Below are 26,242 nucleotides of genomic sequence, written 5' to 3'. Positions count from 1 at the left end.
GGCTCAAGGGGTATCGGCCGAACCGGCAGAGGATGATCGTCGATGCACACTGAACTGCTCATTCACGCCGACTGGGTCCTACCGGTCGATACCGCGGACAGCACCCTAGAGCATCACAGTCTGTGCGTGGACCGCGGACGCATCAGCGCCCTGATGCCGCGTGCCGAGGCCGAGCAGCAGGTCGAGGCGCTGCGCATCGTCGACCTACCCGGCCATGCGCTGATCCCAGGGCTGATCAACGCGCACACCCACGCGGCGATGACGTTGCTGCGCGGGCTCGCCGACGACCTGCCGCTGATGACCTGGCTGCACGAGCACATCTGGCCGGCCGAGGGGCGCTGGGTCGATACCGAGTTCGTCGCCGACGGCACCCGCCTAGCGGTGCTCGAGATGCTGCGCGGTGGCATCACTTGCTTCAACGATATGTACTTCTATCCGGAGGTGACCGCTCGGATTACCGCCGAGGCCGGGATGCGTGCGCTTGCCGGGATGATCGTGGTCGACTTCCCGACCCGCTACGCGCAGGACGCCGACGACTATTTTCGCCGTGGACTTGAGCTGAATCAGCAGTATCGCGACCATCCGCTGGTGCGCACCGGGTTCGCACCGCATTCGACCTACGCCGTCTCCGAGGAGCCCCTGGCGCGGGTGCGCACGCTGAGCGACGAGCTCGAGGTGCAGGTCCACACCCACCTCCACGAGACCCGTGATGAGGTCGTGCAATCGTTGCGGACGCACGGCGAGCGGCCGCTCGCGCGGTTGGATCGGCTCGGGCTGCTCGGACCGAGCCTGATCGCGGTGCACATGACCCAACTCGAGGACGACGAGATCGCACGCGTCGCCGAGACCGGGACCCACGTGATCCACTGCCCGGAGTCGAACATGAAGCTCGCCAGCGGCTTCTGCCCTGTCGCGCGGTTGCTCGACGCCGGCGTCAATGTTGCGCTTGGCACCGACGGGGCTGCCAGCAACAACGACCTCAACCTGCTCGCCGAGATGCGCACCGCGGCGCTGCTCGCGAAGGGTGTCGCCGGCTCGGCGGCCGCGGTTCCCGCCGAGACCGCGCTGCGCATGGCCACGCTGAACGGCGCCAAGGCGCTCGGGATCGATGACGAGACCGGCTCGCTCGAGCTCGGCAAGGCCGCCGATATTGTCGCGTTGGATCTGCGCAATCCGCATACGCAGCCGCTCTACCATGCCTGCTCGCAGATGGTCTACGCGGCCAGCAGCAATCAGGTTTCGCAGGTCTGGATCGCCGGCCAGCAGGTAATCCGCGACCACGAGCCGGTCACGCTATCGGCGCCCGCCATCCTCGAGGCCGCGCAAGGCTGGCGCTGGCGCATCGACCAATGACGAACATCGTCCCGTGACGACGATCAACGCGCGCCGTATCCACCCCTGTCCGCCCTGTCGTCACCGCGAATCAAGCAGGATGCATCGTCCGGGGCGGCACCTTGCCATCAGCGCTTGCCATGAGCGTTAGAGCACTCAACGACCTTCAGCGACACCCAACGGCCGCATGAGCAATCCCAACCACGCCCTATTCTGGATGGCGGTCTATCTAGCGGTGGTCGCCGGCGTCGTGGCCTTGTTGTTCGCGCCCTTGCAGGAGGCCTTTCTGGCCAACTGGGGCTTCAACAGCCTGATCCTCGGCGTGCTCGGCATCGGGCTTCTGATCAACGTGCGTCATGTGATGGTGCTGCACCCGGAGATCGCCTGGATCAAGCACTTCCGCACCGGCAACATCGAGCTGCTCGAGAAGCACCCGCGCCTGATGAAGCCGCTCGCGCGCCATCTGCACGGCCGGCGCAAGGACCGCTTCCGGCTCTCGGCACTCTCGCTGCGCACGGTGCTAGACGGCATCCGCGCGCGGCTGGACGAGTCGCGCGAGATCTCGCGCTACGTGATCGGGCTGCTGATCTTTCTCGGCCTGCTCGGGACCTTTTGGGGGCTGCTCGACACCGTCGGTTCGGTCGGGCAGGTGATTGCCGGGCTGGATGTTTCCGGCGGCGCGGTCGACGAGGTCTTCACGACGCTCAAGACCGGACTCGAGGCCCCGTTGGCCGGCATGGGAACCGCGTTCAGCTCGTCGCTGTTCGGGCTCGGCGGCTCACTGGTGCTCGGCTTTCTGGACCTGCAGGCGGCGCATGCACAGAACCGCTTCTTCAACGATCTCGAGGAGTGGCTCTCGGGGCTGACCCAGTTGATCGATGAGCCCGAGATCGGTGCAGGTCGTGCGCGCAGCGCCGCAGTCAGCACCGCCGGCGGGATGAGCGAGGCGACAGAGACGGCCCTGCTCGACGAACTGCGCGCACAACGCGAGGTGCTCGAAGCCCTGCTCGCGGCACAAGAAGGCGCAAACCCAGCGCCCTCCTCCGCAGGGCCCTCCTCTACAGGGCCCTCATCCACCAACCGGGATCGTTAGGTCCCGCGCCATGTTCTCCGGTCTCCGCCGCAGCCGGCGCACCGTCAACGTCTGGCCGGGCTACGTCGACGCCTTGTCGGCGCTGCTGATGGTCGTGATCTTCGTGCTGCTGATCTTCACGCTAGCGCAGTTCCTGCTGCGCCAAGTGGTCTCGGATCAGGAGTTCGCGTTGGACCTGCTCAGCAATCGCCTCGCCGAGGTCAGCGAGGCGCTCGGGATCAGCGAGCAACGCGCCGAGGCGCTGAATGAGCAGGTCGTGCTGTTCTCGGATCGACTGGGCGCCATGACCGATGAACGGGACAGGCTTGCCGCAGCCCGCGATCGCGACCAACTCCGCATCCAAGCACTGGATGCGTTGGTTGCCTCGCGGGAAGAGGCACTTGAACAACAGCAAGAGCTCACGGCGCAGCAGCGCGACGAGCTCGCGTTGCTCAATCTTCAGATCGCCGCGCTACGCTCCCAGCTCGACGAGGTCGCCACCGCGCTGATGGCCGCCGAGCAGGACAAGGCCGAGCAGGCCGCCGAGATCGCCGATCTGGGCGAGCGGCTCAATCTGGCGCTGGCGCGGCAGGTCAACGAGCTCGAGCGCTATCGGTCGGAATTCTTCGGCCGCGTGAAGGCGGCATTGGGCGAGAACCCCGATGTGCGCGTCACTGGAGATCGTTTCGTCTTCCAGTCCGAGCTGCTGTTTGCATCCGGTGAGGCCGAGCTCAATCCGGCCGGTAAAGCGCAGCTCGCCGAGCTCGCCGGAACGTTGAAGCAGGTCGCCGAGCAGATCCCGGACGAGATCGACTGGGTGCTGCGCATCGACGGCCATACCGATCCGCAGCCGCTGCCCGAGGGGCATCGCTACGCATCCAACTGGGAACTCTCGACCGCACGGGCGCTGTCGGTCGTCGAGTTCCTCGTCAGCCGCGGCCTGCCGCCGGAGCGCTTGGTGGCCGCTGGCTTCGGCGCCCACCGCCCCGCCGTGCCAGGGCAGGATGCCGAGGCCAACCGCCGCAACCGCCGCATCGAGATCAAGCTGACCAGCCCTTAGGCGATTGCCGAACCAGCTCGGACTGAACTGCCCAGCATGTTCATTTGCTTTCAAGCAGCGTCGTCGGGAGCATCGCGGGCTATGTCACTCGCGATGCGAAGCGGACCAAGCGAAGGCAACGGTCCTGCCGAGCCGCCGCTGACGCCAACCGTCGTCGATTGTTCCCAAACGAGCCACTTGAATCGCCCCGAGCAGACGACTACGCCGCGCTGATCTGTCACCTCGACCTCGACCTCGATCGTGGCGCGCCCTTTCCTCGCGAAGCGCTGCTCGAACGTACGGATTGCGTCATCGCTGATCGCTGGAAACGCAGTGACCGCACTGGTTGCCGGCTGCCGGTAGGTGATCTCAGCATCCCGGATCACGGGGACGACCTGATCGGCAAGCGCCGAGAAACGCACTCGCAACGCCTCACCGCTGGCCGCCTCCGCCAAGGTGAAGAGCGCCCCGGAATGGATGGTCTGGACGTGGCTCTTGACCGAATCGTCGCAGTCGAGCGTCAACCGCCCTGCGCGGTCCTTCGTGATTCCGACCTGCGCGATAAAGGCGACTGAAGTGATCTCCATCGACACCCTCACGAGCTGTAGTGGCTGTAGTGGCGGGGCCATTCATGATCAGCGGTGTGCTGTCGAGCCCAACGGCTCCCGCGAACGGCGCCGGTCATCGGCCGTGCGCGCCATGCAGCTTCGCGGCCAGTTCGTTTCGAGAGCGCACGCCGACCTTGCGATAGATGGACTGCGCCTGATTGGCGACCGTGCGCTCGGATGAACGTCGACGACGGGCGATGTCCGCGTTGGTGCTCCCTGCCAATAACGCCGCCAGAACGTCCCGCTCGGCCTCGGTCAAGCCCCGCAACGCGTGCTCGGGGATGCGCGGATAGGAGCCAAAGAGCAGCTGGTTGCCGCTCAGGGAGCACTCGGCTAGCCGCGCACGCGGCCCATTGCGGGCAAAGAAGGTTGCGAGCTCCGTCCAGGACGATAGGCCGAGCTTGCGTTGCGCGCGCAGGCTGCAGTCGGTCACGCTGGAAGGCGCAAGCCCGAGCGTATAGCCGATCTCGCCGCTCGAGCGCCCCATGCCGACATACTCGGCAACCTGCCGTTCGCGTTGCGTCAGTCCCCGCGGGTCCGGGTGGTGAGGATCGTTGCGGACTGCGATGATGAAGCGCCGATCGTCGCTGTCGAGGTGTTCGACCAGCGACCAACGGCCTGCGACCAACGCCTCCCAGGCCGCGAGCGCTTCGTCAGTCTGCAACCGTCTGCTCGCGCAGCGCGTTCGGTCCATCACCCGCACGGCATGGGCCAACCGCTCGCGCGCATTGCGGTCACGCCCGACATTGCGCGCGTCCTGCACCCGGCCGTCCGGGTCGCAGATGGCTTCAACAGGGAATTCGTCCAGGCTCAGCGAACGGCAGGCCGCGCGTAGTCGAAGTGCAGCGCCCAAGTGGGCGCCGAGCCATCGCCAGCGCTTGTGGTGTTGGCGCGTGACCGAGATTTCTGTCTTCGAATAGGCCGCAAAGGCCACGGCGTCGCCCGTTCCCGTGTGCCCCGCCGCGAGCAGAAGGTCCTCAGCGGCCCCCGCTGTCACGGTGCGGAACTTCGGCTCCTCGTCCGGAAGCCTGGGGAACATGTCGCGCACGATGGTGCCGAGACAACGCCCTTCGCCATAGAGAAGTTCATGAAGCCTCGGATCGCGGCCGGCATGGGCCAGCTTGACCCAGCGCCGGCCTTCGGAAACGGCGCTGCGCGCAAAGACGAGATCCCGCCGACTTCGCGAGTGACGATAGACCCAAGCGACAGGAGGGATCCCATGGTCGATCAGCGGGCCGGCTTGCTCGAGCAACCGATCCAGCCACAGATCATCGTCGTTCTCCAGCCGATACGCCGACTCGATGATGGCGATCCAGTCTTGGCTCATGGTGGTGTCGCTCGAAAGGCCCAGCGATCCGGGAATCGTACCCCCGGAGCGGAAAGCCAGCCCTAAATCCCATAAAAACGCCGCGACTATTCGCGACAAACCGACGAAGCGACCCCCGATTCAGCTGCGCCGTCGCGGCGCACCGCCTTTCCCCGTCGCTGATACGCGCGCTGGGCATTGCTCATGCCATCGCTCCGCCTTTGGTCCCCGCTTCATCCTCTCGGGGTACGCAATCAGCGCATCACGAAGCACAAGAAGCTGACCTTTGGCCGGTACGTGTCATTGACTATGGCGCGACCCCAGCCATGCGCCTAAGTTGCTGCGGGGCCATGACGATGGCAGGCAACGCGAATTCCGCAGCCTCCCCAGCCGCGCTGACAAGCGCAATTGACCAGAGGAGAACGCACATGAAACAACCTGCACTCACCCTGCTCTTCGGATTGACACTCGCCGCAGGCGGGCCGCCCGTCAACGCCGAGGACGCGGCTTCGCCGTCGGGCGAGGACCTGTTCAAATTCCACGGCTGCGTCAACTGTCATGGCGTCGACGGAAAGGAGCCCGTCAGCAAGATGGTCCCTGAGCTGGCCGGCCAGCCAGCGTCCGAGATCTACGCGAACGCCTCGAAGATCCTGGGCGGCAAAGGCACAACCGAAGAATCAAAGCTGATGCATGCGGCCTTCTACTCGCCAGCAAGCTGCGACGCACCGCCAAGCTCGGAGCACCTACGCAGCATTGCGCGCTGGCTATCGTCGCGGTAGCCACTCAGCGCCGACCCATTGCACCCCGCTTGACGCCCGCCGTGTTGCCGTTGCGCAGCGACACGGCGGGCCTTGACCGGAGGCCGAGACTGCATTCGGCCCCCGTATAGCCATTCCGCCTGATCACCCGACAGAAAGCGCCGGGACATTCAGCACCGATGGGCTCAGCCTGTCCGGAAACCAAGGCGAGTGACGATATCCGTCGGGCGTGCGAGCCCATCTCGACCACCAATCTACCTTGCTCATACCTCGCAATGAGCTCGCACGTTGATATCAGGGTTCGGTGGCGCTGGCGGTGGCCATGTCGGTCTCAATGCCGTCAAGGAAATCCGCAAGTAGAGGCATCCTACGGTGTTCGTCGCCCTGCCCCATCGCGGAGGCGTCCTTCCTGCACGAGTCCCGGGACCGGATTCTCGGGACCATCCTGCTCCCGGCCCGGACCAAGGCGACCGCCGGATGGGCTTGGGATCCAGCGAACAGCCATCTTCGCGCTTCGGCGGCTGAGCAGCGACGCACATGGAGGCTTGGAGATCCCAGTGCGCAGCGATCTGGCAACTATTGCCAATCTTTGCCATGATGTACGCATGAACCGAAACGGAGCGCCAACATGCAGACGATGAACATTTCGCTGCCCGACCCCCTGAAGGAGTTCGTGGACGGACAGATCGCAGAAGGCCGCTACAGCAGCGCGAGCGAGTATGTTCGTGAGCTCATCCGCGCCGACGAGCAGCGGAAGGCCCAGCAGGCATTAGAGTCGGCGCTGCTCGAGGGGCTCAGCAGTACCGAGACTGTGCTCTCCGACGACGACTGGAAGGCGATCCGCGCCGAGGCCATGACCCGACTGGCCGCTCGAAGGCAAGCGTCCTGATGGCGCGTGTCTATCAGCGCGCGACCGCCCGGCGAGATCTGATCCAACACGTCGTCCACTTGGCGGAAACGGCCGGCGACGAGACCGCTGATCGCTTCCTGACCAATGCCCGCTCCACCTTTGCGGACTTGGCCGAGCAACCGCAAATCGGCGCTTATCTCAACCTCAGCAATCCGGCTCTGAAGCACATGCGCAAATGGCGCGTTCGCGGCTTCGAGAAGTACCTGGTGTTCTACCTTCCTCGGCCGGACGGCATGTCGGTCATCCGCGTCCTTCATGCCTCGCGTGATTGGTGGGGCCTGTTTGGAATCGAGACCGACTGACCACGGGTTCGGGCTCAATCTTTCGCGTTGAGTTGGCTCCACCCAGTGGCTGGTGGAGCAAGGGCGATCGATACCGATACGCTGAACCCGACCCTGCTCCAGTACGCGCCGCTGAAGGCGACGCATCTGAACCTGTCCCAAAGCACTCTGAGAGTCACCATGTGGATCGACCCGCGAGCCTTGGACACCCTGGTGGGGATCGTCGCCGAGGCGCCGGACGACGGCCAGGTCGTGGTCGACGTCGGCAGCAACGGCTTCGAGACGCTTAGGCCCGCGAGGTGGAGAACGGGGTCTTCGCCCTGCTCCAGGAGCTGGGCCACCGGGTCGTGGTGCAGACGCTGATCGCCGGCGGGCCGGATGCCGAGGAGACGGTGAAGGGGACCATGGCGCTGCTGGCGGCGACGGATGTACCGGTGATCCTATGGCTGAACGAGCATCTGGGTCCGCTAGAGATTCGGTCCCAGAATTGGGAGCCGCCATGACCGGTACCGTTTTGCTCTATCTCGGATAACCCCGAGGACCGCCCGCAAAGACGGTCAACCCGCGACCCGTGACCACACTCAACACGTGTTGTCCCGTGCATATAGCCGTCGCCCCGCCACCTTCGGGAGCGCCCAACGTCAGCCCCAATCCCCGCGTATTGGTATCCGTTATCCGTCGATGACGGGCTTCAGGTCTTGCATTCTGCATCGCGTGCTCTTTTGGCGATACGGCCGACCTGCGCATAGTGCAGTCCGAAGAAAAGAGCAGGATCAAGAAAGAGCAGGGTCTCACATGTAACATCCGGCGCGCGGGGGGCGTTCTCACCAGGAGAGTATTCCGGGACAGACTACGAATACGGCCTCTGACTATCCGCTCAGGTCCAAGAGATTGTCGAATGGTTCGCGATGCTTCCAGCGGTATGCATTGAAGTCGCGCTGATCGGTAGAGACGATACGGCCGCTGCCCAATTCTTCCGCTAGAAGAACCAGCGATGCATCGGCGAGATCCATCGGGAGATCCCGATAACGATGCATCAAATTCGAGACCCGGCCGAGGTGTGATGCCTCAAGCGAGATCGGCTCTTCAGGATCTCAGTAGAGTATAATACACTTACTATACAGCAAGTTACAGCGACACAGGCGTCAAGATGGGGACCAACAACGAGCCGCTTCGCCAAGCCATGGCGTTACTGTTAGAGCTGCCGCAAACCCGCATTGAAGCGGCGTTTGAGGACCGGGATGGACAGCTCATAGTCACGTTGAGCAGCACCCAAGAGGGAACGACGTGCCACCGCTGTGGCGAGTGGATCACCACGCGCAATGGCTGGAGTGAATGGAAGACGGTGCGCCATTTGGACCTATTGGGCAAGCCGGTTTACCTTCGGTTTCGCCTCCCGCGCGATCGCTGCGACTGTGACGACGGGCCGACCACGACCCAGCAAGTCCCCTGGTTCAACCGTCGTAGTCGCATGAGCAAGGCGTACGAGGAGCACCTGCTGCGCGCCTGTATCAATAGCACCTTGAGTGATGTTGCGCACAAGGAAGGGGTCTCGATCGAGACCCTCCAAGGCCTGCTCGATCGTCACATCGCCACGACCCCCGACTGGGAGGCGTTGCCATCGCTCGAGTTCATCGGCATCGATGAGATTGCCCTGAAGAAAGGCCACCGTGATTTTGTTGCCATCGTCACCGGACAGAGCGGCGATCAGACTCACATCCTCGGCGTGCTCGAAGACCGCCAGAAAGCGACCGTCATCGGCTTTTTATCAAGCATGCCCAAGCGCTTACGCCAAACGGTCCAGGTCCTCTGCAGCGATCTCTACGAGGGCTTCATCAACGCGGCCAAGGCCGTCTTTGGACGCCGAATTCGGGTCGTTGCCGATCGCTTCCATGTCGCCAAGCTATATCGCGAAGCGGTTGAGACCTTGCGCAAGCGAGAACTGAAGCGGTTGCAGAAAACCTTGCCGAAGGCGACCTATCGCCAACTCAAAGGCGCGATGTGGGCCTTGCGTAAAGCCCCCGATGCCTTGACCGATGAGGAGGCCAACGTCTTGGCCCTGTTGTTCACGCACTCCCCGCGCTTGCGTGAGGCCGTCGACTTGCGCGATGAGCTGACCACGCTCTTTAACCAACCCCTCACCCGCAAGCAAGCCAAATTGCGGCTCAGCGGATGGGCCGCCCGCGTGAGGCGCAGCTCGGTGCGTTGCTTCGATGGCTTTCTCAAGACATTGAATCTGCACAAAGAGGAGATCAGCAACTATTTCCCGCAGCGGCACAACAGCGGCTTTGTCGAGGGACTGAACAACAAGATCAAAGTCATTAAACGCCGCTGCTATGGCCTGCTCAACCGTGAGCATCTCTTTCAACGGCTCTATTTGGACCTCTTCGGCTATGCCCTGTACGGACGGAGAAACAACGGCTTGGCGCCGAGAGCCCTCTGATCGTTGGCACGATTACCCTTCAAGCTCTCGATGTTAACGCACTGAAATAGAAAGATTATCTTTCCACAGGAAATCCTGAAGAGCCGCGAGATCACGCGAACGCCCTGTCTCTGCATGGTTTCGAACCAGGCCAAGGTCATATCCACGCCGACACGGTTGTACAACAGATGGACGCTCTCGACCAGCACCGGGACTGTCGTCACCAAGGGCTCGCGGTTCGTCCGAAAAAAGCGACGGCAAGCCTCATGGTCGGTGTCCCGCCGATTGGCAAGCCCAACCCAAGCGCCAGTGTCGACGATGATCAAGCCTTGACGCCAGACTTGGCGGAGAAGTCGACGCGGGTCTTGTAGGTCGCTGAGAGATCAGGATCATCGTCGACGCAGCCGACGAAGCCGATCGATTCCAAGGCTTCAAAAAGCGCTGAGTCTTCCGTTGCTCCCTCGGGTGCAAGCTCGCCGTAGGCGGCATCGATGGCAACGGCCAAGACCTCTGGCAAAGGACGCTTCAAGCGTTCCATCAAGGTCTTGAGCCGCTCGCTGTGAATCGGGTCAAGCTCGGCATCGATGCGCATCGCTCAGTCTCTCCACGGGTAGCGAAGGATCCGGATGACCGTTGTCCGCGCTGGGATACAAGTCTTGAAAAAGGATAGCGAATCGGCGCAGCCAATGCAGCAGCAAGGGATTGCTGCCGGCGCTCTTGGGCGCACTGGTGGCTTAGCTAACTGGAACACATAAAGAGCGTTCGAGGATTGCCTGATGCTTGGCGATCTTCTTGCGCAGGGAAACCCAGGCGGCGGTCTTGCCGAGCATGTCCGCGACTTCCTTTGGCTTGCGGCCGAAGTCGAGCAGTCGCACCACGGCCAGGGCCTCCTCCATGACCGAGAGCTCCTCGCGGTCGATGTTCTCGACCAGCTGGACCGCCAGACCGTGATCGCCGGTCAGTTCACGGATGACCACCGGAAGCAGGGTCAGGCCGGCCTTGCCAGCAGCGCGCCAGCGGCGCTCCCCGGCGATCAGCATGTAGCGTCCGGCGGTCTCGGGATGATGGGAGACGATCAGCGGCGGCCCAATGCGCCGACGGATCGGGCGCATACCGTCGAAGGTCGCGATCCATCTCGGGTGCGGGGTCGGATCGCGAAGCCGGCGCCGATCGGTCGGCGATTGGCTAGACGCCCCGTTCGATCTCGCCGCTACGGCGCAGCTCCCGCTTCAGGATCTTACCTGCCGCATTGCGCGGCAGCGCCGTGACGACCTCGATGCGCCGCGGTATCTCATGCCGGCCGAGCTGCTCGCGGCACCAATGCTTCAGCGACGCGGCATCGACCGGCTGATCCGGAAGCAGCGTGACATGGGCGACCGGGATCTCGCCATGCACTGGATGCGGCTCGCCGACTACCGCCGCCTCGGCGACCGCCGGATGGCGCACCAGGGCCTCCTCGACGACCCGCGGGTAGACGTTCATCCCATTGCAGATGATCAGGTCCTTGATCCGGTCGACGAGATAGAACCAGCCGTCGGCGTCGCGATAGCCGAGATCGCCGGTGCGAAACCAGGGGCCGGTCGGATCGGCATGGAAGCTCGCGGCGGTCTCCTCGGGCAGATTCCAATAGCCCCGCATCACGCTCGGCCCGCGCACGCAGACCTCGCCATGCGCGCCGTCCTCCAGCGTTCTGCCTTCGGCATCGGCGATCCGCATCGCGACACCAGGGATCGGTGGACCGACCGAGCCTGGCTTGCGCGGTCCTGTCGGAGGATTCACGCAGGTGACCGGACCGCATTCAGTGGGGCCGTCCCCCTCGAGGATCGGGATGCCGAAGCGCCTCTCGAACTCCCGCAGGGTCGCCAGCGGCAGCGCAGCGCCACCGGAGATGCACAGGCGCACGCTGCGCCAACGCGCGATCGCGGCATCGTCGAGCCGCAGCAGCACTGTGTAGAGGCTCGGTACGCCAAGAAAGACTGTCGCACCCTGGTCGCCGATTCCCTTCGTGATCACCTGCGGGTCGAAGCGGGTCACCGGGATCAGCGCCGCACCGCAGAGCAGCGGCGTCAGGATGCCGACGGTGCCGGCGAAGGCGTGGAACATCGGCAGCACCACCAGCACCCGGTCGCTGGCAGGATCGAACGCGAGTACCTCGGCGACGGCGCGGGCGTTGGCGGCGAGGTTCCGATGGGTGAGCACGGCGCCCTTCGGCCGTCCGGTGGTGCCGGAGGTGTAGAGGATGACGGCATCGGCGTCCGCGCCGGGCGCTTCGGGCAACGCCGCCGCAGGCTCCAACATCGTTTCCAGATGCGCGTCGACCGGGTCGCTGTCGGGCAGGCCGATGCCGATGCGCAGCCGGACCGTCGGCGCTTGCGCGCATGCTGCTGCGGCAGCGTCTGCTACCTGCGCGTGCTGGAATAGGACGGTCACACCACAGTCCTCGAGCATGAACGCCACCGCGGGCGGACTCTGCAACAGGTTGATCGGCACGACGACGGCGCCACACTTCAGGACCGCCAGATAGCAGATGACGAACTCGGCGCCATTCGGGCAGTAGAGGGCGACGCGCTCGCCCGGTGCGACGCCCCGCTCCGCAAGCCCGGCGGCAACGCCGTCGCTCGCGCGGTCAAGCTCCCGATAGGTCCAGACTCTGGGAGCGTCCAGCACCGCCCGCGCCTCCGGCCAACGCGCGGCAACGGCGCGGAACAGCGATGGGATCGGGTCGCTCATCACGAGGGCCTCGCCGAAGCCCGCAGGCTGCCCGAAGCCCTGCCCGGAGCCCTGAGCTCGGGTGTGGCGACGAAGTGACGCATGAGCCCGCTCGCCTTGTAGCATGCATGCTCGATATGGAACCCGGCACCTTCGACCCTTGTCTCGGTATCCCGGTTCGGGTGACAACCACCGGTCAATCGCGTCCAGGGGGGCTGCAGGGTATCGAGCACCCAGCGCCCGATGTGGTTTTGGGCGTGGACGTGCTCCAGCATCAGCAGACGGCCTTGCGGTTTCAGCACCCGACGGATCTCCGCCAGCCCTCGGTCGGGGTCCGCCACGCTGCAGAAGACCAGGCTCGATACCAGCGTATCGAAGAACTGGTCGGGAAACGGCAGGTGCTCAGCTGTGGCGCACAAGAGCTTCGCCCCGGGTGCACGCCGCTGGGCGCGAAGCAGGGCATCGACGTTGGGGTCGAGTCCGTACAGTTCGACGCTGTCGGGGTAGAGCGGCAGCATCTGCCCAGTGCCGCAGCCCACCTCCAGCACCCGGCCGCGCGCCAGTCGCGCCAGCGATCGTCGCCAGCGCTGCAGACCCGGCATCAGCAGCATCGACAGGTCGTACAACCAGGGGATTTGCTCGATTCCGCGCATTGGATCGATCCTATTGGCTGACCCTTACGCAGGGTCGGCGAGCGTCGATCAAACCGCGGAGCAGCAGGTAGAGCAGCAGCGCGTTGAGCAGGTGCCAGAGGAAGTGCAAGCCGATTGGCAGCGTCCCGCAGGCCGCGATATCGAGGGTGCGGAAGGTCAGCGAGCTGACGAACAAGAGACACGCTGTCAACAGCATCGGTGCAAGTGGATCAGCGCGCCGGCGCAAGACCCACCAGAACCCGACCAGGAACGCGAGCGCCGGCACATAGCCGATCGAGCCATTGAGCAATCCGGGGCCGGTAAGGGCCACCAGACCGACACTCAGCACCTGATACCCGAGCCAGAGTCCGGCCAGCGCCAGCGGCCGCAGCCTGAGCACCCGCCAGCCGAAGCTGAGGAGGTAGAGGTTGATGAAGAGCGTGATCGGAATGACGTCGGCGAGCACCGCCCAGCCGGTCGCGAAGCTGTGCCAGAGGGCGCTGCCGACGCCGATCGCGGCGAGCAGCAGCACCAGCAAGCCGAGATCCCAGGCGTTGCGCAGTCCGAGATCGGGCTCGATGGCGAGGCGCCGAGCGGCAAAGACCGCGGCGACGACGAAGGCCGCATTCGTGATCAGATTGATCGGCTCGGCAAGGAGTCCGGCCGCGCCGGCGCGCTCGCAGTAGGAATCCAGCATCGTTATTCGCCGAGGAGGAGATGCTTGGCGGCGTTGATCTGAGCCGCCAAATAGTCGGAGCCGCCGCGATCCGGGTGCAGCTTCTGCATCAGCCGGCGATGCGCGGCGCGGATCTGATCAGGATCGACGCCCGCTTCGAGCCCGAGGATTGCGAGCGCATCGTCGCGGGTCATGGTCGCGCGTGCACGCTCGGCGCCCCGTTGCCCGGCGTCTCCGCCACCGCCCGACCGAGCCCCTGCCCCGCGCTGGCCATCGCCAGACCAATCGCCAGTACCCTGCGATGCCTGCTCGCGCCAAGCCGGGTGCTCGCGCTCGAGGTACGCGGTGAGGACCGCGGCGGACTGCTCGTCGCTGTCCTGGTAGAGCTCCAACATGCGCAGCAGCTGCTCCAGCTCGAGCTCCGATAGCCGCTGCCCCTGAAATGGCCCTTCGCGGACCTCGCCGTCCATCGCGCCGCTCGCGTGATCGAGGCTCATCGCGAGGTAGCGGGTGCGGATCGCGGAGCGCCGCCCGCCACTGCCGCCGCTAAGCCCGCCGCCGGGAATGCTCGCCGCGAGGCCGCCGAGGCCGAGCGACTGCAGGACTCGCTGCAGCATCGGCAGCATGTGCAGCAGGTTCAGGATACGGATGCCGACCGGGATCGCGGCGGCGACCGCGGCAAAGATCGGATTTAGGCGACCGCTGAGGGTCGCAAGCAGCAGCAGCCCGATACCACCCCAGAGCGCGACCCGTCGCAGCACCCGAGCAACCTGCGGGGCGGGTGTGCGACTGAACCAGTATAGGAACCCGATCAGCCCGCCGACGATGATCAATAGAACGAGTAAGCGACCCACAGGTTAGTCCTTAGTGATTTGCCAGGTGAGCTGCAAGACCGCGCCGCCTCGACGCTTGCTGAAATCCGCCAGCGCCTTGCGGCCGCCTGCTGCGTAGACCGCAACGGCACTGAGAAGCTCCTTCAGGGTGCGCGGGCTCGAGGCATCGAACGGGCACCAGGCACCGCCGCTGAGGCGCGCGATCTCCTTCAACGCGCGCTCGGCGATCGGCTCGCGCCCCTCCTGGAACACGAAGACCGGGACACCGAGCAGGCCGAGCCGGCCGGCCCGGTCGGCGAGACCATCGAGCGGTTCCTCGACGCAATCGCCGACGAAGACCAGCGCGTTGACGCGCTTGCGCTCCGCCTCGACCAGTGCGTGGTCGAGCACGCGACCGATCTGGGTGATCCCAGCGGCGCAGCGCACCGCGGTCATCCGCGGCAACAATGCATCGGCGCTACTGCACCAGGGCGAGTGATGCAGCTCCTGGAAGCCGCGATAGTGGACGAGCTGGACATCGAGTCCGCCGAGGTCGCGCGTCTCCTGGAACATCGCCGCCTGGATGCTGGCCGCGCGGTCCCAGGTCGGCTCACGGCTGGCGGTCGCATCCATCGCGAAGATCAGTCGGCCGCGCTCACCGGTCGGCGTTGGCTTCGGTGCCGCCGCGACCTGCTGTAGGAAGGCGTCCACGTCATCGCGGCTCGACGTACTCTGCAAATCTTTCTTCGATCGACTCATAGTTCTGGGAGAGGTGACCAGTCATTCTCATCGGGCCATCTTGGCAAGCGGCGACGATCGCAGGCGCTGTACTGGCATAGCGGAGCATAACAGCCCAACTGCCGAGGTTAGATTGCCAATAGTCCGACGACTGCGCAGCCCGCTGATTGTTCCTCGGCCACGGCAATACGGGTGTTGCACCAGCGCCGAAGGTGGGGGCCATCTCCCAGACCCACCTTCTACCGTTCAGCGACAATCACCTACCATCTGCCAATACCGACTGGCCGCCGAGCAGTAGGCTCAGCGTCAATTTGATGGCATCCTGCCTCCCCGAGATCAGCTAATCAGCACACCATGGCACGCATCCGATTCGACTTCGACAACCCTGATGGCCACCGGTTGGCGGGATTGCTGGAGACGCCACCGCCAGGCGTCGAGACCCAGCGTTATGCGCTCTTCGCGCATTGTTTCACCTGTGGCAAAGACCTGGCGGCCGCGACCCGGATCGCACGCGCGCTCGCGGCCCGCGGCATCGCGGTGCTGCGGTTCGATTTCACCGGGCTCGGCAACAGCGATGGCGATTTCGCCAATACGAGCTTCTCGTCGAACGTGCAGGATCTGCTCGCTGCCGCGGCCGCGCTCGAGCGTGATCACGCCGCCCCAGCCCTGTTGATCGGCCACAGCCTCGGCGGCGCAGCGGTGCTCGCCGCCGCCGGGAAGCTGCCATCGGTCCAGGCGGTGGTCACCATCGCAGCGCCGGCGACACCCGGCCATATACAGCATCTGTTCACCGGCGTGCGGGGCGAGCTCGAGGCCACCGGCGAGGCCGAGGTCAAGATCGGCCGGCGGCACTTTCGCATCCGCCGCCAGTTCCTCGACGACCTTGAGCAATATGCTGACGCCGAGCATATCCGCCGGCTCAAGCGCCCGCTGCTCGTGTTCCATTCGCCGGTCGACGAGATCGTCGAGGTCGAGGAAGCGGCCAAGATCTACTGGGCCGCGCTGCACCCGAAGAGCTTCATCTCGCTCGACCGTGCCGACCACCTGCTGACCAACCGGGAGGATTCGGAGTACGTCGCCGAGACCTTGGTGGCCTGGGCGAGCCGCTACCTCGGCCTGTTCAGCCATCGCGAAGAGACCAGCGGCGGCACCGCGCCGACCGTTGCGACTGGCGAGGTCTTGGTCACCGAGCGCGACCAAGCCTTCCTGCGCGGTCTCTATGCCGCGCGGCATCAGCTGCTCGCCGATGAGCCGACCTCGGCCGGCGGAACGGACCTGGGGCCCAACCCCTACGAGCTGCTGTTGATGGCGCTCGGCGCCTGCACCTCGATCACGGTGCGGATGGTCGCCAACCGCAAGCAGATGCCCCTCGATGACATCGAGGTGCGATTGCGTCACGAGCAGCTCCCGGTCCCGGACAATGAAAGGCATGGCCCGCAGCAGATCGTCCAGCGCATCGCACTGACCGGCGCGCTTAGCGAGCAGGAGCATGCGTACCTGCTCAAGATCGCCGAGCGCTGCCCGGTGCATCGGACACTGGTGCACTCCGATCTGCGGGTCCTGACGGAAGCAGACGAGCGATCGGGAACGGATTAGACAGGGCCCTACCGACCCACCTTGCCCAGATGCTCGCTCGATCCGGCTCAGCTCACAAGCCCCCATCTGGGCAATTTCCGCGTCTCGCGATGGCAGGAATCGCAACATGGCGAATAGAGAAGGCGACCCTTGGGTGGCCGCGGGCCGGTCCGCCCAGGAGTTCGACATTGAGCGGAAAGAAGGCTCACTTCAACCCTCCGCAGCGCTGGCGGTCACCCAAAGAAAGCGCTCCCCGCCGATCTCCGGGCGCTCTTCAGACTCGATCTGCAGGCCTGCCGAGGCAAGCTGCTGCCGCAACCGCGCCTCCGTGCTATGGCTGTAGAAGAGGCGCTCGCCCATGAAGTCGATCCAACCTTCGAACTCCGGCTCACCGGTGTAGTCGGCAGTCGCGTAGGTGAAGAACAGGCGACCGTTCGGCCGCAGCCAACCGGCAATCCGCTGAAACAGCGCGCCATGCTCACGCCAGGGGAGATGGAATAGGCTGTAGACACAGGTCACCGCATCGACGCTCTTGGGCGCAAGCGCCAGCCGGCGCATGTCGCCGCAGACCCTGCGCATCGCTGGCACATGCTGTGCTGCGAGCGCTAACATCTCCGGGCAGAAATCGACGCCCACCACCTCCCAGCCGTTCGCCAGAAAGGTCTGGGCGACTGGTACGCCGGCGCCACAGCCGAGATCGAGGAGGACGCCCTGGTCGGGCAAGCGGTCTTGGAGCCCATCAAGCAAGCGAGCGATATCGAATTGATCGCGGTTGGCGTCGTACTGTGCCGCGAGATGTCTGTAGGCGGTTTGGAGATCAGTCTCGGTGCTCATCGGAACCCGTTTGCTGTTGGCCAGGATTGCCCTTGAACCGGATGAAACGACGCAGGCCGATCTGCTGGAAGCGCTGCCAGCGGACGAACGCGCGCGCATCAGCCGATTCCGCCAGATGGCCGACCAGATGCGGGCCATCACAGCGGCCATCTTGCCACGGTTGGCGATCCATCGGCTGCACGGGGTCCCGCTCGATCAGATCGCCCTGCCCCGCAGCAGCGCCGGCAAGCCCTGCTATCCGGATGATCCGGACTTCCACTTCAACCTCTCGCATTCGGGCGAGTACGTCGGTCTTGGGATCGGAGGGGCGCCCCTGGGCGTGGACTGCGAGCAGATCCGCGCAGATCGGGATCAGGACGCCATCGCGCGCCGCTTCTTTACGCCTGATGAGCAGCGATGGCTGGCCGAATTCAGCTCGGCGGAGCGCGCACAACGCTTCTTCGAGCTCTGGAGCCGCAAGGAGAGCCTGCTCAAGGCAACCGGAGTCGGCTTGAGTGGCTCCCTGGCCTCATTCGACGCGCGGCCGTCCCGGGATCGAGGCACCGAGGTCAGAGTCAACGGCCAGCGATGGTTCATCTGCTCCTACTCGGCTCTCCAGGGTTACAGTGTCGCCCTATGCTCGGCCCAGCCCGACCTACCCTCGGGTCCCCAGGTGATCGATGCCCGCTCTGATCCGCTCGATAGGCTGGCCGCCAGCATCGAGATCTTGCTGGCAAGCGATTGCGCAGCCGCCACGAAAGGGCTTAGGGTCCGCGCATGATCGTGCAGAGCTCTCGCCATCGAGCCGACCCGCCTATTTCGACAACGAGGCATGCCGACCATGAAGCTCGAATTGGAGCTCGAGGCGAACGCTGCCTACTTCGAGATGACTGATGCAGAAGCGGCAAGCACCCAAGCAATCGAATCCGGACGCCTCGCAGACTGCGATGCAGAGGGGCCCCTGATTGGCATCGAGGTCCTGTCGGCAGCAAGTGCCGGCTTGAGCAGCATCTGGATCACGTCGCTTAGCAAGACCCAAACCCGGGGCCGGGCACCATCAATGCGCTGAGGGCCTTGTCATGATCACCAATACCTGCGGGCATCCGAAATCGCCGAGAGGAGGCAGCAATGACGAACAGCACGCCGCGCGAGCGGTTGACCCTGCCGCCACTGACGACGACCGCTGCCGGCCAACCGCGCCGCGTCGGGGTCGAGATCGAGCTGGCCGGCCTAACCGTTGATGAGGCCGCTCAGCTGGTCCGGGAGGAGCTGTTCGGCGCAGAGGGCGGCGCGCTCAGCCGTCCCGGCCGCTATGAGGTCGCATTACAGGGCGATCCGGCCGGCGCGTGGCAGATCGAACTCGACTTCACCTTTCTGAAGACGATGGGACGTCGCGAGCGGGTTGAGGATGACCTCAGCGAGGCAGTCGAGGGGCTGGCCGAGGACCTGCTGCGGCTGGTGGCCGAGCGCATCGTGCCAGTCGAGGTGATCAGTCCGCCGCTGCCACTCGCACGCCTCGGCGAATTCAACCGGATCATCGAGCGCCTGCGCGCAGCCGGCGCCAAAGGCACCGCCGATGATCCGACCTTTGCCTTCGGCATGCAGCTGAACCCGGAGATCCCCGCCACCGATGCCGATACCATTAGGCAGTACCTGCAGGCGTTCCTATGCATCGAGGACTGGCTGCGCGAGCGCGCCCGAGTGGACCTGACCCGACGTCTGACCTTCTTCGCAGACCCCTTCCCGAAGGGCTATGTGCGGACCGCAGTCGCGCCCGATTACTCGCCGAATCTTGGCCGACTGATCGACGACTATCTGGATGCCAACCCGACGCGCAACCGGGCCTTGGATATGCTCCCGTTGTTCACCCATGTCGACGAACAGCGGGTGCGGGCACGGATCGACGATGAGCGGGTCAAGCCACGGCCAACCCTGCACTATCGGCTCCCGAACAGCGAGATCGCCCGATCGGGCTGGAACCTGGCGCAGCCTTGGAACGATTGGCTGGTGGTCGAACGCCTGGCCGCCGATCCGGCCCACCTCGAGGCCCTGTGCCGCGACTACTGGGCCTACCTGAATGCCCCGCTGGAACGTCTGACCAGCGATTGGAAACAGCAGAGTGACCGATGGCTGCACGAGCACCGATTCCTCTGATCGCGATCACCGGCCCGACACGCGGCTCTCACGCGCCCAAGCTACTGGTCAGGCTCGCGCTGCGCCTGGCCGGAGCGCGGGCGGAACTGATCACGCCCGCCGATCCCAAACCCGCGATCCAAGAACAGGCCCACGGCGTCGTCATCACCGGCGGACATGACATCGACCCGGTGCTCTATGCGGACGCACCCGAGGTCTCACCGAAGTACGACCCGGAGCGCGATGCGCTGGAGTCGGCCGTGATCGATCGGGCGCTTGCACGCGGCTTGCCGCTGCTCGGCATCTGCCGCGGCGCGCAACTCCTGAACGTCCGGCTCGGCGGCAATCTCTTCCAAGAGTTGCGCTCACGCCGGAAGCAGACCTCGAATCGCTGGACCATCTTCCCACTGAAGACGCTCTGTATCGAGCCCGGCACCGAACTGGAGCAGCTGCTCGGGGCGCCGCGCGCGCGGATCAACAGCCTCCACAATCAGGGGATCGACCGGTTGGGTGATGGGCTTGTGGTCGCCGGCCGTGACCTCGACGGAATCGTACAAGCGATCGAGGCCCCTGAGCATTGTTGTCTGCGCGGCGTGCAATGGCACCCCGAGTTCCTGCTCTACAGCCATGGCCAGCGTCGTCTGTTCGCCGAGCTGGTCGAGGCCGCGCGGCGGCGAATCAGTGCTCGCGACACCGGCACGGACTCAGGGGCCTGATCAGGGGCCTGATCAACAGATCGCACCAGTCGTGCTGCCTGCCGGACAGGCTGGCCCACAGGTGCTGAATCCTGCGAATGCCTCCTTCCGGCGATCAGGCGGAATGGCCATCATTGTGAGCCTGGAACCGGCGGCTGGCGGAACCATACACCCAGCGAGCGCTTGCAGCACAGTCGGCGGGGACAACCTAGAGGCGCGACCCGAGCCCGCTCTGAATGGCAATTTCACTGCGTCCAGTTTGGGATGTGCAATTTTGGCCGCGCCTGTTGCGGAAAAATGACGTTTCTGTCTCTGGACGCGGTTTAGCACAGTGAGCCCGATCTATTGGAAGCCTATCTCGGCCTGTTCTCGGCCGCCTTCATCGCCGCGACCCTGCTGCCGTTCTACTCGGAAGCGTTGCTGGTCGGTCTGCAGGCTGGCGGCTACGACCCGTGGGCGCTCTGGCTCTGGGCCACAGCCGGCAACACGCTGGGCGCAGCCGTGAACTGGGCGCTGGGACGTTGGCTGCTGCACTATCAGGACCGGCGCTGGTTCCCGTTCAAGCCCGGCACGCTCGGCCCGGCGCAGCGCTGGTATCAGCGCTGGGGCGTCTGGTCACTGCTGATGGCCTGGCTGCCCGTCGGCGGCGATGCGCTCACCTTCATCGCCGGGGTGATGCGAGTGCGCTTCGACCTGTTCTTCGCCTTGACCTGGATCGGCAAAGGCGCGCGGTACGCGGCGCTGCTCGGGCTGTTCGGTCTAGCCGAGATTTGAATCGGAGACTGACCTAAGAAACTGTCCATCAACTTCTTCCCGATTTGCGGGCCAGCGTTGAGCGATCATCGGGAAGTAGAAAATGGACAGCCACTAAACCTGTCGGTCTGCCCCTGACCGTGAAACAACAGGGGTGGTCGGCCCGTTATCGGGGGTGGCTGGCCGCCATGATCGTTAGCGCCGCAGCACCGATGCGACTCAAGGCCGATGGCCAGCTGCCGCTCGACGCCCTTCAGGTGCCGGGCGTCTACCGCCGCCTGATCAGGCCCGCGCCCAGTTCACCAGATCGCCGCCCGAATGCAGGGACAAGACCAGGCCGCTGCCCCACCGGGTCAGTCTTCACCGAAGCCACTCGCGGCAGACGGGTCCTGCCGCATGCGCCGGATGAGGCCACTGGTGCTGCGTTCCTCGAGCAACGGGACCAAGACGAGCTCTCCCCCCCAGGAGCGGACCTGCTCGGCGCCGACGACCTGCTCGGGGCGATAGTCCGCCCCCTTGGCAAGCACCTCCGGGCGCAGCACCTCGATCAGTCGCAACGGTGTCTCCTCATCGAAGAGCACCACGGCGTCGACAGCCGCCAGCGCGGCCAGTACGCGGGCGCGGTCGGCCTCGCCGATCAGCGGCCGCTCCGAGCCCTTGAGCGCACGCACCGACCGATCGGTATTGAGCCCGACGACGAGGCGCTGACCGTAACGCCGGGCACGCTCGAGGTAGCTGACATGCCCGGCATGCAGGAGGTCGAAGCAGCCATTGGTGAAGACCACGCGCTCGCCGGCTGCTTGCCAGGCCCTTACATGCCGCCGCACCTCGTCAAGACGGCCGATCTTGGCCACCTGCTCGAGCGCGGCCTCCTCGCTGAGCGCATGCTCGAGCTCGCTGCAGGAGACCGTGGCCGTCCCGACCTTGGCGACGACGACCCCGGCGGCCAGGTTCGCCAGATGGGCCGCGTCCAGCGGTTCGAACCCAGCGGCGAGCGTGGCCGCGAGCGTGGCGATGACCGTGTCACCGGCGCCGGAGACATCGAAGACCTCGCGCGCGACCGCCGGGATGCGCGTCTGGGCCTCGGCCTCGATCACCGCCAGCCCCAGCTCGCCCAGCGTCAATACCAGCCGCTCGAGCCCAAGCCTGCCCTGCAGCCGCACGGCTGCGGCGAGCAGTCCGTCAAGATCGCTGATCTCGGTCTCGGCGACCGCAGCCAGCTCAGCCCGGTTCGGGGTGATCAAGGTGGCGCCCTGATAGCGCTCGAAATCGCGGCCCTTGGGATCGACGAGCACCGGTATCCCGCGCGCGCGCGCCGCCGCGATCAGACGCTGGCAGAGCGACCCGGTGAGCACGCCCTTGGCATAGTCCGAGAGCACCAGCACCGCAACCTCCGCAAGCTCGGCCTCGACCGCCACGAACAACCGCGCCTCGAGCTCGGCGCTCAGCGTTGCGGTCCGCTCGGCATCGATGCGCAGCATCTGCTGATGATCGCCGACGACCCGCGTCTTGGTCGTGGTCGGCCGCGCCGGATCGGCGACCACAGCCGCGGTGCCGGTGCCCTGCTCGGCCAGCAACTGCAGCAGCCGCTCGCGCGCCGGGTCATCGCCGGTGACGCCGGCGATGCGCGCATCGAGTCCCAGTGCACGCAGGTTGCGCGCGACATTGGCCGCACCGCCGCCGGTCTCGGTCTCTTGCGTGAGCTGCAGCACCGGCACTGGGGCCTCCGGTGAGATCCGGCTCACCTGGCCCCAGAGGTAGCGGTCAAGCATCAGGTCGCCGACCACCAGGATGGGCGCGCCGCCAAAGCCGGAGCGCAGCGCGGCGGTCACCTGCTGCGGCGCGACGAAGGGGATACCGAGCATGGATCAGAAGCCGAGTAAGGGGTCAAGCGGCAACCGCAGCGCGCCGTTCGACCAGGTCGCAGAGGATGTGGCCGACCAGCATATGGGCCTCCTGGATGCGCGCAGTGCGGCACGAAGGCACCCCGAGCCAGAGCTCGCAGCAGTGGCGCAGTTCGCCGCCATCGGCGCCGGTCAGCCCGACCCGATACAGGCCGAGCTCGCCGGCGCGTGCCATCGCCTGCAGCACGTTCGGGCTCTTGCCCGAGGTCGAGAGCCCGATCAGGACATCGCCGGGACGCCCCAGGGCCTCGACCTGGCGGGCGAAGATCGACTCGAAGCCGTAGTCGTTGGCGACCGAGGTCAGCACCGCCGTGTCGGTGGTCAACGCGATCGCCGGCAGCCCGGAGCGCTCGCGCTCGAAGCGCCCGACCAGCTCCGCGGCCAGATGCTGACAATCGGCGGCGCTGCCGCCGTTGCCGATCCAGAGCACCCGGCCGCCGCGCGCGATCGCATCCGACACCTTGGCCGCGAAGCGCTCGATCTCGGGTCGCAGGTCCTGGAGGCCCTGCACCAGCTCATGATGCGCGGCGAGCGCAGCGGTGATCGGGTCAAGCTCATTCACGTGCTGATCTTACCTTTGGATGACAATGTTATGACGATACTGCGGTAGCGACCGGCGCACTGGGTTCTATATGCTCCGCGGCGCATGACGTTACCACCTTCTTTCGACGCGCGGCCACGGCCGTCGCAACTGTTGAGGACGATCCATGAAATGGTCTCGCTCGAATCTGGTCCAGCGCCTGACGGCAGCGGTATTGACCGCGCTCTTGCTGACGCCGGCAATGCTGATTGCAGGCGACAAGCCTTTGCGTCTCTATGGGACCGGGGGCACCTTTCCGGAACCGCTCTACCTGAGCTGGATGCACAGCTTCACCGCCGAGCACCCGCAGATCCAGCCGGATTATCAAGGGCTCAGCAGTGCCCGCGGCCTCAATGATCTCGCCGCCGGCCGCGTCGACTACGCCAGCGCCGATTTCAAGGTCTCCGCCGAGGACGCCAAGACGATGGCAGACGGCATCATCCAACTGCCAATGGCGGCAGCCGGTATCGTGCTGATCTATAACCTGCCGGAGGTCGGCCAGCTGGAGCTCTCGCGCGAGGCGATGGCCGGCCTCTTCAGCGGCACCATCAGTCGCTGGAATGACCCGATCTTGACCAAGGCAAACCCGAACGCACGTCTTCCTGATCTCCCGATCACCCTAGTGGCCCGTTCCGGCGCCAGCGGTACCAGCTACAATCTGACCGCGCATCTGAGCGCGATCAGTCCGGATCTTGCCTCGCGTGTTGGCACCACGTTGACGCCCAACTGGGCAACAGTGATCGATCGCCCGGGCGGACTGGTGCGCGGCAGCGGCAACGATGGCGTCACGGCCCTGGTTCGGTCGATACCAGGTGCCATCGGCTATGTCGCCTACCCCTATGCCGACTTCACGAACACCCCGATGGCCGCCATCGAGAACCGCAATGGGCGCATGGTCGCACCGAACCCGATCAGCTTCGCTGCCGCGATGAACGCCATCACCGACACAACAACCGGTGCGGCCGACATCGTTACGCTCGTCGATCCGCCCGGCGCCGAGGCCTACCCAATCATCGCTGTCTCGTACCTGATGCTGCGCTCGCACTACGCGAGTACCGCGAAGCAAGAGGCGATCCTGGACATCGTCGAGTACGCGCTCGGCCCGGGCCAGTCAATCGCCGAGCGGATCGGTTACATCCCTTTCTCGCCGGCAGCGGTGGAGTTGGTCCGGGAGGGGCTCAGTCCGTTGAAGGCGAACGCAGCCGGTGAGCAGTAGACCACAGCCAGCCTGCGTTAGAATCGCCGTCGCGGCGTCAGCGTCGAGATCCGACCGCCGGCACCAAGATCCCCCGGCGACCCGGTCGCCGATCCGCGATGGAGCGAACCAATGCCTCAATTGTTGACGAAGCCTGTTGTGCGCAATACCGCGATCGGGGTAGGCGTAGCCATTGCCGTTCCGGTCGCGGTCGCGGTGCTAGCCCCCTATCTGCGTCCTGCGGCCCGCTCGCTGGTGAAAGCGGGCCTGATGGTCGCCGAGCGGGGGCGCGAGGTGACGGCCGAGCTAGGCGAGGCCATGGACGACCTCGTGGCCGAGGTGCGCGAAGAGCTCCGCGACGAGCGCGCCGCGAACGCAACGGTTGCCGGCACCGGCGAGCCGGCGGCTGAGACGGCCGGGAACCGAGATGTGGACGCCAGCTGATGCCCGCTGACGCCGCACCCGGCGCAGCGGCTACTCCCGAGGTTCCCGAAGCCCGGCCGGGCGCGGGTCCCGCCGCAGCCCAGATCGTCCATCGAACCCGCGAGCGCTGGCGGCTGCGCGTGCCGGAGCGCCGCTACGACCTCGCCTACTTCATCAGCCTGTACGAGGCACTGCGCAAACAACCCGAGATTCGAGAGGTCACCGTCAACCCAGCGACCGCTAGCGCATTGGTCTGGTTTTCAGAGCGGGACGTCGACCATCTCCACGAAGCGCTGACCCGGGATGGATTGCTGTCGCTCCCAAGCCCCTCGATGCCACCGGACAGCGGCGCCGAACCGCTGCAAGCGGCCGCAGGACGCGTGGTCTCCGCCGAAATGCCTGGCGATCACGACGATCCCGACGCCCAACATCCGAGCGTCCATCACGCCTTTCATATGTCGGTCAACGACACCCGCATCCTGGTCTTCCTGATCATGCTCGGCCTCTCGGTCTATCAACTGAGCAAGAAGCAGTTCCTCGCCCCGGCATTGACCATCGCATTGTATGTGATCGAGCTCCTCGCAGGACTCAGACTCGAGCGCGACGCCGCCGTGCGCGTCCATCAGCGGGTTACGGAGACCTCCCCGACCGATCGCGATTCTCCTGAAGACCGTGATATCGGCGCTTAGGCGATTGCCGGAAAAGCTCGTACCGAATTGCGCAGGATTGTCGTTTGCCTTCGAGGAGCGTCGCCGGGAGCATAGCCGGGCTATGTGACCGGCGGCGCGACGAAGAAGGCGAGCGAAAAGACCAGCAAGGCGGTATGAGCTTTGACAGAAATCGCCTTAGGCTTCCGGTCCAGAGCCCACACCGCTG

Annotated in this window: 30 protein-coding genes; 17 read left to right on the top strand and 13 right to left on the bottom strand. The window is 65.3% G+C overall.

Going from position 1 to position 26,242, the window contains the following annotated elements; translation table 11 throughout:
* Positions 1-42 precede the first annotated feature (42 nt).
* The 3 genes from CKO40_RS11290 (at position 43) to CKO40_RS11280 (ending at position 3,464) form a co-directional block, all read left to right on the top strand.
* A complete protein-coding gene (locus tag CKO40_RS11290; protein WP_200346314.1) occupies positions 43-1,353 on the top strand; it encodes a TRZ/ATZ family hydrolase in 1,311 nt (436 codons plus the stop codon).
* 166 nt (positions 1,354-1,519) lie between these two features.
* Positions 1,520-2,425 (top strand): flagellar motor protein MotA, encoded by a 906-nt coding sequence (locus tag CKO40_RS11285; protein WP_242476984.1) that lies wholly within the window; start codon positions 1,520-1,522, stop codon positions 2,423-2,425.
* Between the two features lie 10 nt (positions 2,426-2,435).
* Positions 2,436-3,464 carry a peptidoglycan -binding protein gene (locus tag CKO40_RS11280; protein WP_200346313.1) on the top strand — a complete coding sequence of 343 codons (1,029 nt, stop codon included), beginning with the start codon at positions 2,436-2,438 and terminating at the stop codon, positions 3,462-3,464.
* Positions 3,465-3,514: 50 nt separating this feature from the next.
* On the opposite strand, the gene CKO40_RS11275 is transcribed toward CKO40_RS11280, so the two are convergent.
* Together CKO40_RS11275 and CKO40_RS11270 are read right to left on the bottom strand one after the other, a co-directional pair.
* Positions 3,515-4,030, bottom strand: a complete 516-nt coding sequence (locus CKO40_RS11275; protein ID WP_200346312.1) for a PaaI family thioesterase — start codon at positions 4,028-4,030, stop codon at positions 3,515-3,517.
* Positions 4,031-4,124: 94 nt separating this feature from the next.
* Complete coding sequence (locus CKO40_RS11270; protein ID WP_200346311.1) at positions 4,125-5,378, bottom strand: LuxR C-terminal-related transcriptional regulator; 1,254 nt, start codon at positions 5,376-5,378, stop codon at positions 4,125-4,127.
* A gap of 407 nt (positions 5,379-5,785) precedes the next feature.
* Here CKO40_RS11270 and CKO40_RS11265 point away from each other — a divergent pair, with 407 nt between their 5' ends.
* The 4 genes from CKO40_RS11265 to CKO40_RS11250 all read left to right on the top strand — a co-directional run bounded on the left by CKO40_RS11265 (position 5,786) and on the right by CKO40_RS11250 (position 7,809).
* Positions 5,786-6,136 carry a c-type cytochrome gene (locus CKO40_RS11265; protein ID WP_200346310.1) on the top strand — a complete coding sequence of 117 codons (351 nt, stop codon included), beginning with the start codon at positions 5,786-5,788 and terminating at the stop codon, positions 6,134-6,136.
* A gap of 607 nt (positions 6,137-6,743) precedes the next feature.
* On the top strand, positions 6,744-7,004 hold the full coding sequence (locus CKO40_RS11260; RefSeq protein ID WP_200346309.1) for a type II toxin-antitoxin system ParD family antitoxin: 261 nt from the start codon (positions 6,744-6,746) through the stop codon (positions 7,002-7,004).
* Entirely contained in the window at positions 7,004-7,327 is a 324-nt protein-coding gene (locus CKO40_RS11255) for a type II toxin-antitoxin system RelE/ParE family toxin (protein ID WP_200346308.1), read from the top strand. Before CKO40_RS11260 ends, CKO40_RS11255 begins: the two co-directional genes overlap by 1 nt.
* A 278-nt stretch (positions 7,328-7,605) precedes the next feature.
* A complete protein-coding gene (locus tag CKO40_RS11250; RefSeq protein ID WP_200346307.1) occupies positions 7,606-7,809 on the top strand; it encodes a P-loop NTPase family protein in 204 nt (67 codons plus the stop codon).
* Positions 7,810-8,175: 366 nt separating this feature from the next.
* Here CKO40_RS11250 and CKO40_RS11245 read toward each other — a convergent pair whose 3' ends face one another.
* Positions 8,176-8,319, bottom strand: coding sequence for a PIN domain-containing protein (locus tag CKO40_RS11245; protein WP_200346306.1), 144 nt, complete (start codon positions 8,317-8,319; stop codon positions 8,176-8,178).
* 137 nt (positions 8,320-8,456) lie between these two features.
* Between CKO40_RS11245 and CKO40_RS11240 the strand changes: the two genes are divergently transcribed.
* The gene (locus CKO40_RS11240) at positions 8,457-9,749 is read left to right on the top strand and encodes an ISL3 family transposase (protein WP_200346305.1); all 1,293 of its coding nucleotides are present in this window, start codon (positions 8,457-8,459) and stop codon (positions 9,747-9,749) included.
* A 301-nt stretch (positions 9,750-10,050) separates the two neighbouring features.
* On the opposite strand, the gene CKO40_RS11235 is transcribed toward CKO40_RS11240, so the two are convergent.
* The 7 genes from CKO40_RS11235 to CKO40_RS11205 all read right to left on the bottom strand — a co-directional run bounded on the left by CKO40_RS11235 (position 10,051) and on the right by CKO40_RS11205 (position 15,316).
* Positions 10,051-10,320 (bottom strand): hypothetical protein, encoded by a 270-nt coding sequence (locus CKO40_RS11235; protein WP_200346304.1) that lies wholly within the window; start codon positions 10,318-10,320, stop codon positions 10,051-10,053.
* Positions 10,321-10,462: 142 nt separating this feature from the next.
* The gene (locus CKO40_RS11230; RefSeq protein ID WP_242476983.1) at positions 10,463-10,840 is read right to left on the bottom strand and encodes a ParB/RepB/Spo0J family partition protein; all 378 of its coding nucleotides are present in this window, start codon (positions 10,838-10,840) and stop codon (positions 10,463-10,465) included.
* A gap of 73 nt (positions 10,841-10,913) precedes the next feature.
* Positions 10,914-12,458, bottom strand: coding sequence for a long-chain-fatty-acid--CoA ligase (locus CKO40_RS11225; RefSeq protein WP_200346303.1), 1,545 nt, complete (start codon positions 12,456-12,458; stop codon positions 10,914-10,916).
* Positions 12,458-13,090: a class I SAM-dependent methyltransferase gene (locus CKO40_RS11220; protein WP_200346302.1), complete on the bottom strand. Its 633-nt coding sequence runs from the start codon at positions 13,088-13,090 to the stop codon at positions 12,458-12,460. Before CKO40_RS11220 ends, CKO40_RS11225 begins: the two co-directional genes overlap by 1 nt.
* 10 nt (positions 13,091-13,100) lie before the next feature.
* Positions 13,101-13,766 (bottom strand): ceramidase domain-containing protein, encoded by a 666-nt coding sequence (locus CKO40_RS11215; RefSeq protein ID WP_200346301.1) that lies wholly within the window; start codon positions 13,764-13,766, stop codon positions 13,101-13,103.
* A gap of 2 nt (positions 13,767-13,768) precedes the next feature.
* Positions 13,769-14,599: a J domain-containing protein gene (locus tag CKO40_RS11210; RefSeq protein ID WP_200346300.1), complete on the bottom strand. Its 831-nt coding sequence runs from the start codon at positions 14,597-14,599 to the stop codon at positions 13,769-13,771.
* A gap of 3 nt (positions 14,600-14,602) precedes the next feature.
* Positions 14,603-15,316: a vWA domain-containing protein gene (locus CKO40_RS11205; RefSeq protein WP_200346299.1), complete on the bottom strand. Its 714-nt coding sequence runs from the start codon at positions 15,314-15,316 to the stop codon at positions 14,603-14,605.
* A 333-nt stretch (positions 15,317-15,649) separates the two neighbouring features.
* Between CKO40_RS11205 and CKO40_RS11200 the strand changes: the two genes are divergently transcribed.
* Positions 15,650-16,891 (top strand): bifunctional alpha/beta hydrolase/OsmC family protein, encoded by a 1,242-nt coding sequence (locus CKO40_RS11200; RefSeq protein WP_200346298.1) that lies wholly within the window; start codon positions 15,650-15,652, stop codon positions 16,889-16,891.
* 189 nt (positions 16,892-17,080) lie between these two features.
* On the opposite strand, the gene CKO40_RS11195 is transcribed toward CKO40_RS11200, so the two are convergent.
* Entirely contained in the window at positions 17,081-17,704 is a 624-nt protein-coding gene (locus tag CKO40_RS11195; RefSeq protein WP_200346297.1) for a class I SAM-dependent methyltransferase, read from the bottom strand.
* On the opposite strand from CKO40_RS11195, the gene CKO40_RS11190 reads away from it, so the two are divergent.
* The 5 genes from CKO40_RS11190 (at position 17,697) to CKO40_RS11170 (ending at position 21,285) form a co-directional block, all read left to right on the top strand.
* Positions 17,697-18,464, top strand: a complete 768-nt coding sequence (locus CKO40_RS11190; protein WP_200346296.1) for a 4'-phosphopantetheinyl transferase superfamily protein — start codon at positions 17,697-17,699, stop codon at positions 18,462-18,464. The two genes, CKO40_RS11195 and CKO40_RS11190, sit on opposite strands and share 8 nt — an antisense overlap.
* A gap of 60 nt (positions 18,465-18,524) precedes the next feature.
* The gene (locus tag CKO40_RS11185) at positions 18,525-18,752 is read left to right on the top strand and encodes a DUF2283 domain-containing protein (protein WP_200346295.1); all 228 of its coding nucleotides are present in this window, start codon (positions 18,525-18,527) and stop codon (positions 18,750-18,752) included.
* A gap of 59 nt (positions 18,753-18,811) precedes the next feature.
* The gene (locus tag CKO40_RS11180) at positions 18,812-19,837 is read left to right on the top strand and encodes an amidoligase family protein (protein WP_200346294.1); all 1,026 of its coding nucleotides are present in this window, start codon (positions 18,812-18,814) and stop codon (positions 19,835-19,837) included.
* Positions 19,810-20,532 carry a gamma-glutamyl-gamma-aminobutyrate hydrolase family protein gene (locus tag CKO40_RS11175; RefSeq protein WP_200346293.1) on the top strand — a complete coding sequence of 241 codons (723 nt, stop codon included), beginning with the start codon at positions 19,810-19,812 and terminating at the stop codon, positions 20,530-20,532. Before CKO40_RS11180 ends, CKO40_RS11175 begins: the two co-directional genes overlap by 28 nt.
* 324 nt (positions 20,533-20,856) lie before the next feature.
* The gene (locus CKO40_RS11170) at positions 20,857-21,285 is read left to right on the top strand and encodes a YqaA family protein (RefSeq protein ID WP_200346292.1); all 429 of its coding nucleotides are present in this window, start codon (positions 20,857-20,859) and stop codon (positions 21,283-21,285) included.
* Between the two features lie 332 nt (positions 21,286-21,617).
* On the opposite strand, the gene rfaE1 is transcribed toward CKO40_RS11170, so the two are convergent.
* Complete coding sequence (rfaE1, locus tag CKO40_RS11165) at positions 21,618-23,129, bottom strand: D-glycero-beta-D-manno-heptose-7-phosphate kinase (RefSeq protein ID WP_200346291.1); 1,512 nt, start codon at positions 23,127-23,129, stop codon at positions 21,618-21,620.
* Positions 23,130-23,151: 22 nt separating this feature from the next.
* Positions 23,152-23,730, bottom strand: a complete 579-nt coding sequence (locus CKO40_RS11160; RefSeq protein ID WP_200346290.1) for an SIS domain-containing protein — start codon at positions 23,728-23,730, stop codon at positions 23,152-23,154.
* A gap of 145 nt (positions 23,731-23,875) precedes the next feature.
* Between CKO40_RS11160 and pstS the strand changes: the two genes are divergently transcribed.
* The 3 genes from pstS (at position 23,876) to CKO40_RS11145 (ending at position 26,055) form a co-directional block, all read left to right on the top strand.
* Complete coding sequence (gene pstS / locus CKO40_RS11155; protein WP_200346289.1) at positions 23,876-24,964, top strand: phosphate ABC transporter substrate-binding protein PstS; 1,089 nt, start codon at positions 23,876-23,878, stop codon at positions 24,962-24,964.
* A gap of 123 nt (positions 24,965-25,087) precedes the next feature.
* Complete coding sequence (locus CKO40_RS11150) at positions 25,088-25,387, top strand: DUF5132 domain-containing protein (RefSeq protein ID WP_207173583.1); 300 nt, start codon at positions 25,088-25,090, stop codon at positions 25,385-25,387.
* Positions 25,387-26,055 carry a hypothetical protein gene (locus CKO40_RS11145; protein ID WP_200346287.1) on the top strand — a complete coding sequence of 223 codons (669 nt, stop codon included), beginning with the start codon at positions 25,387-25,389 and terminating at the stop codon, positions 26,053-26,055. Before CKO40_RS11150 ends, CKO40_RS11145 begins: the two co-directional genes overlap by 1 nt.
* Positions 26,056-26,242: the final 187 nt, after the last annotated feature.

The sequence above is a fragment of the Halochromatium glycolicum genome (genome assembly GCF_016584085.1).
In the GTDB taxonomy this organism is placed as follows: Bacteria; Pseudomonadota; Gammaproteobacteria; order Chromatiales; family Chromatiaceae; genus Lamprobacter; species Lamprobacter glycolicus.
Note: the sequence above shows the minus strand (reverse complement) of the source record. Positions and strands in the feature narration are given on the sequence as shown.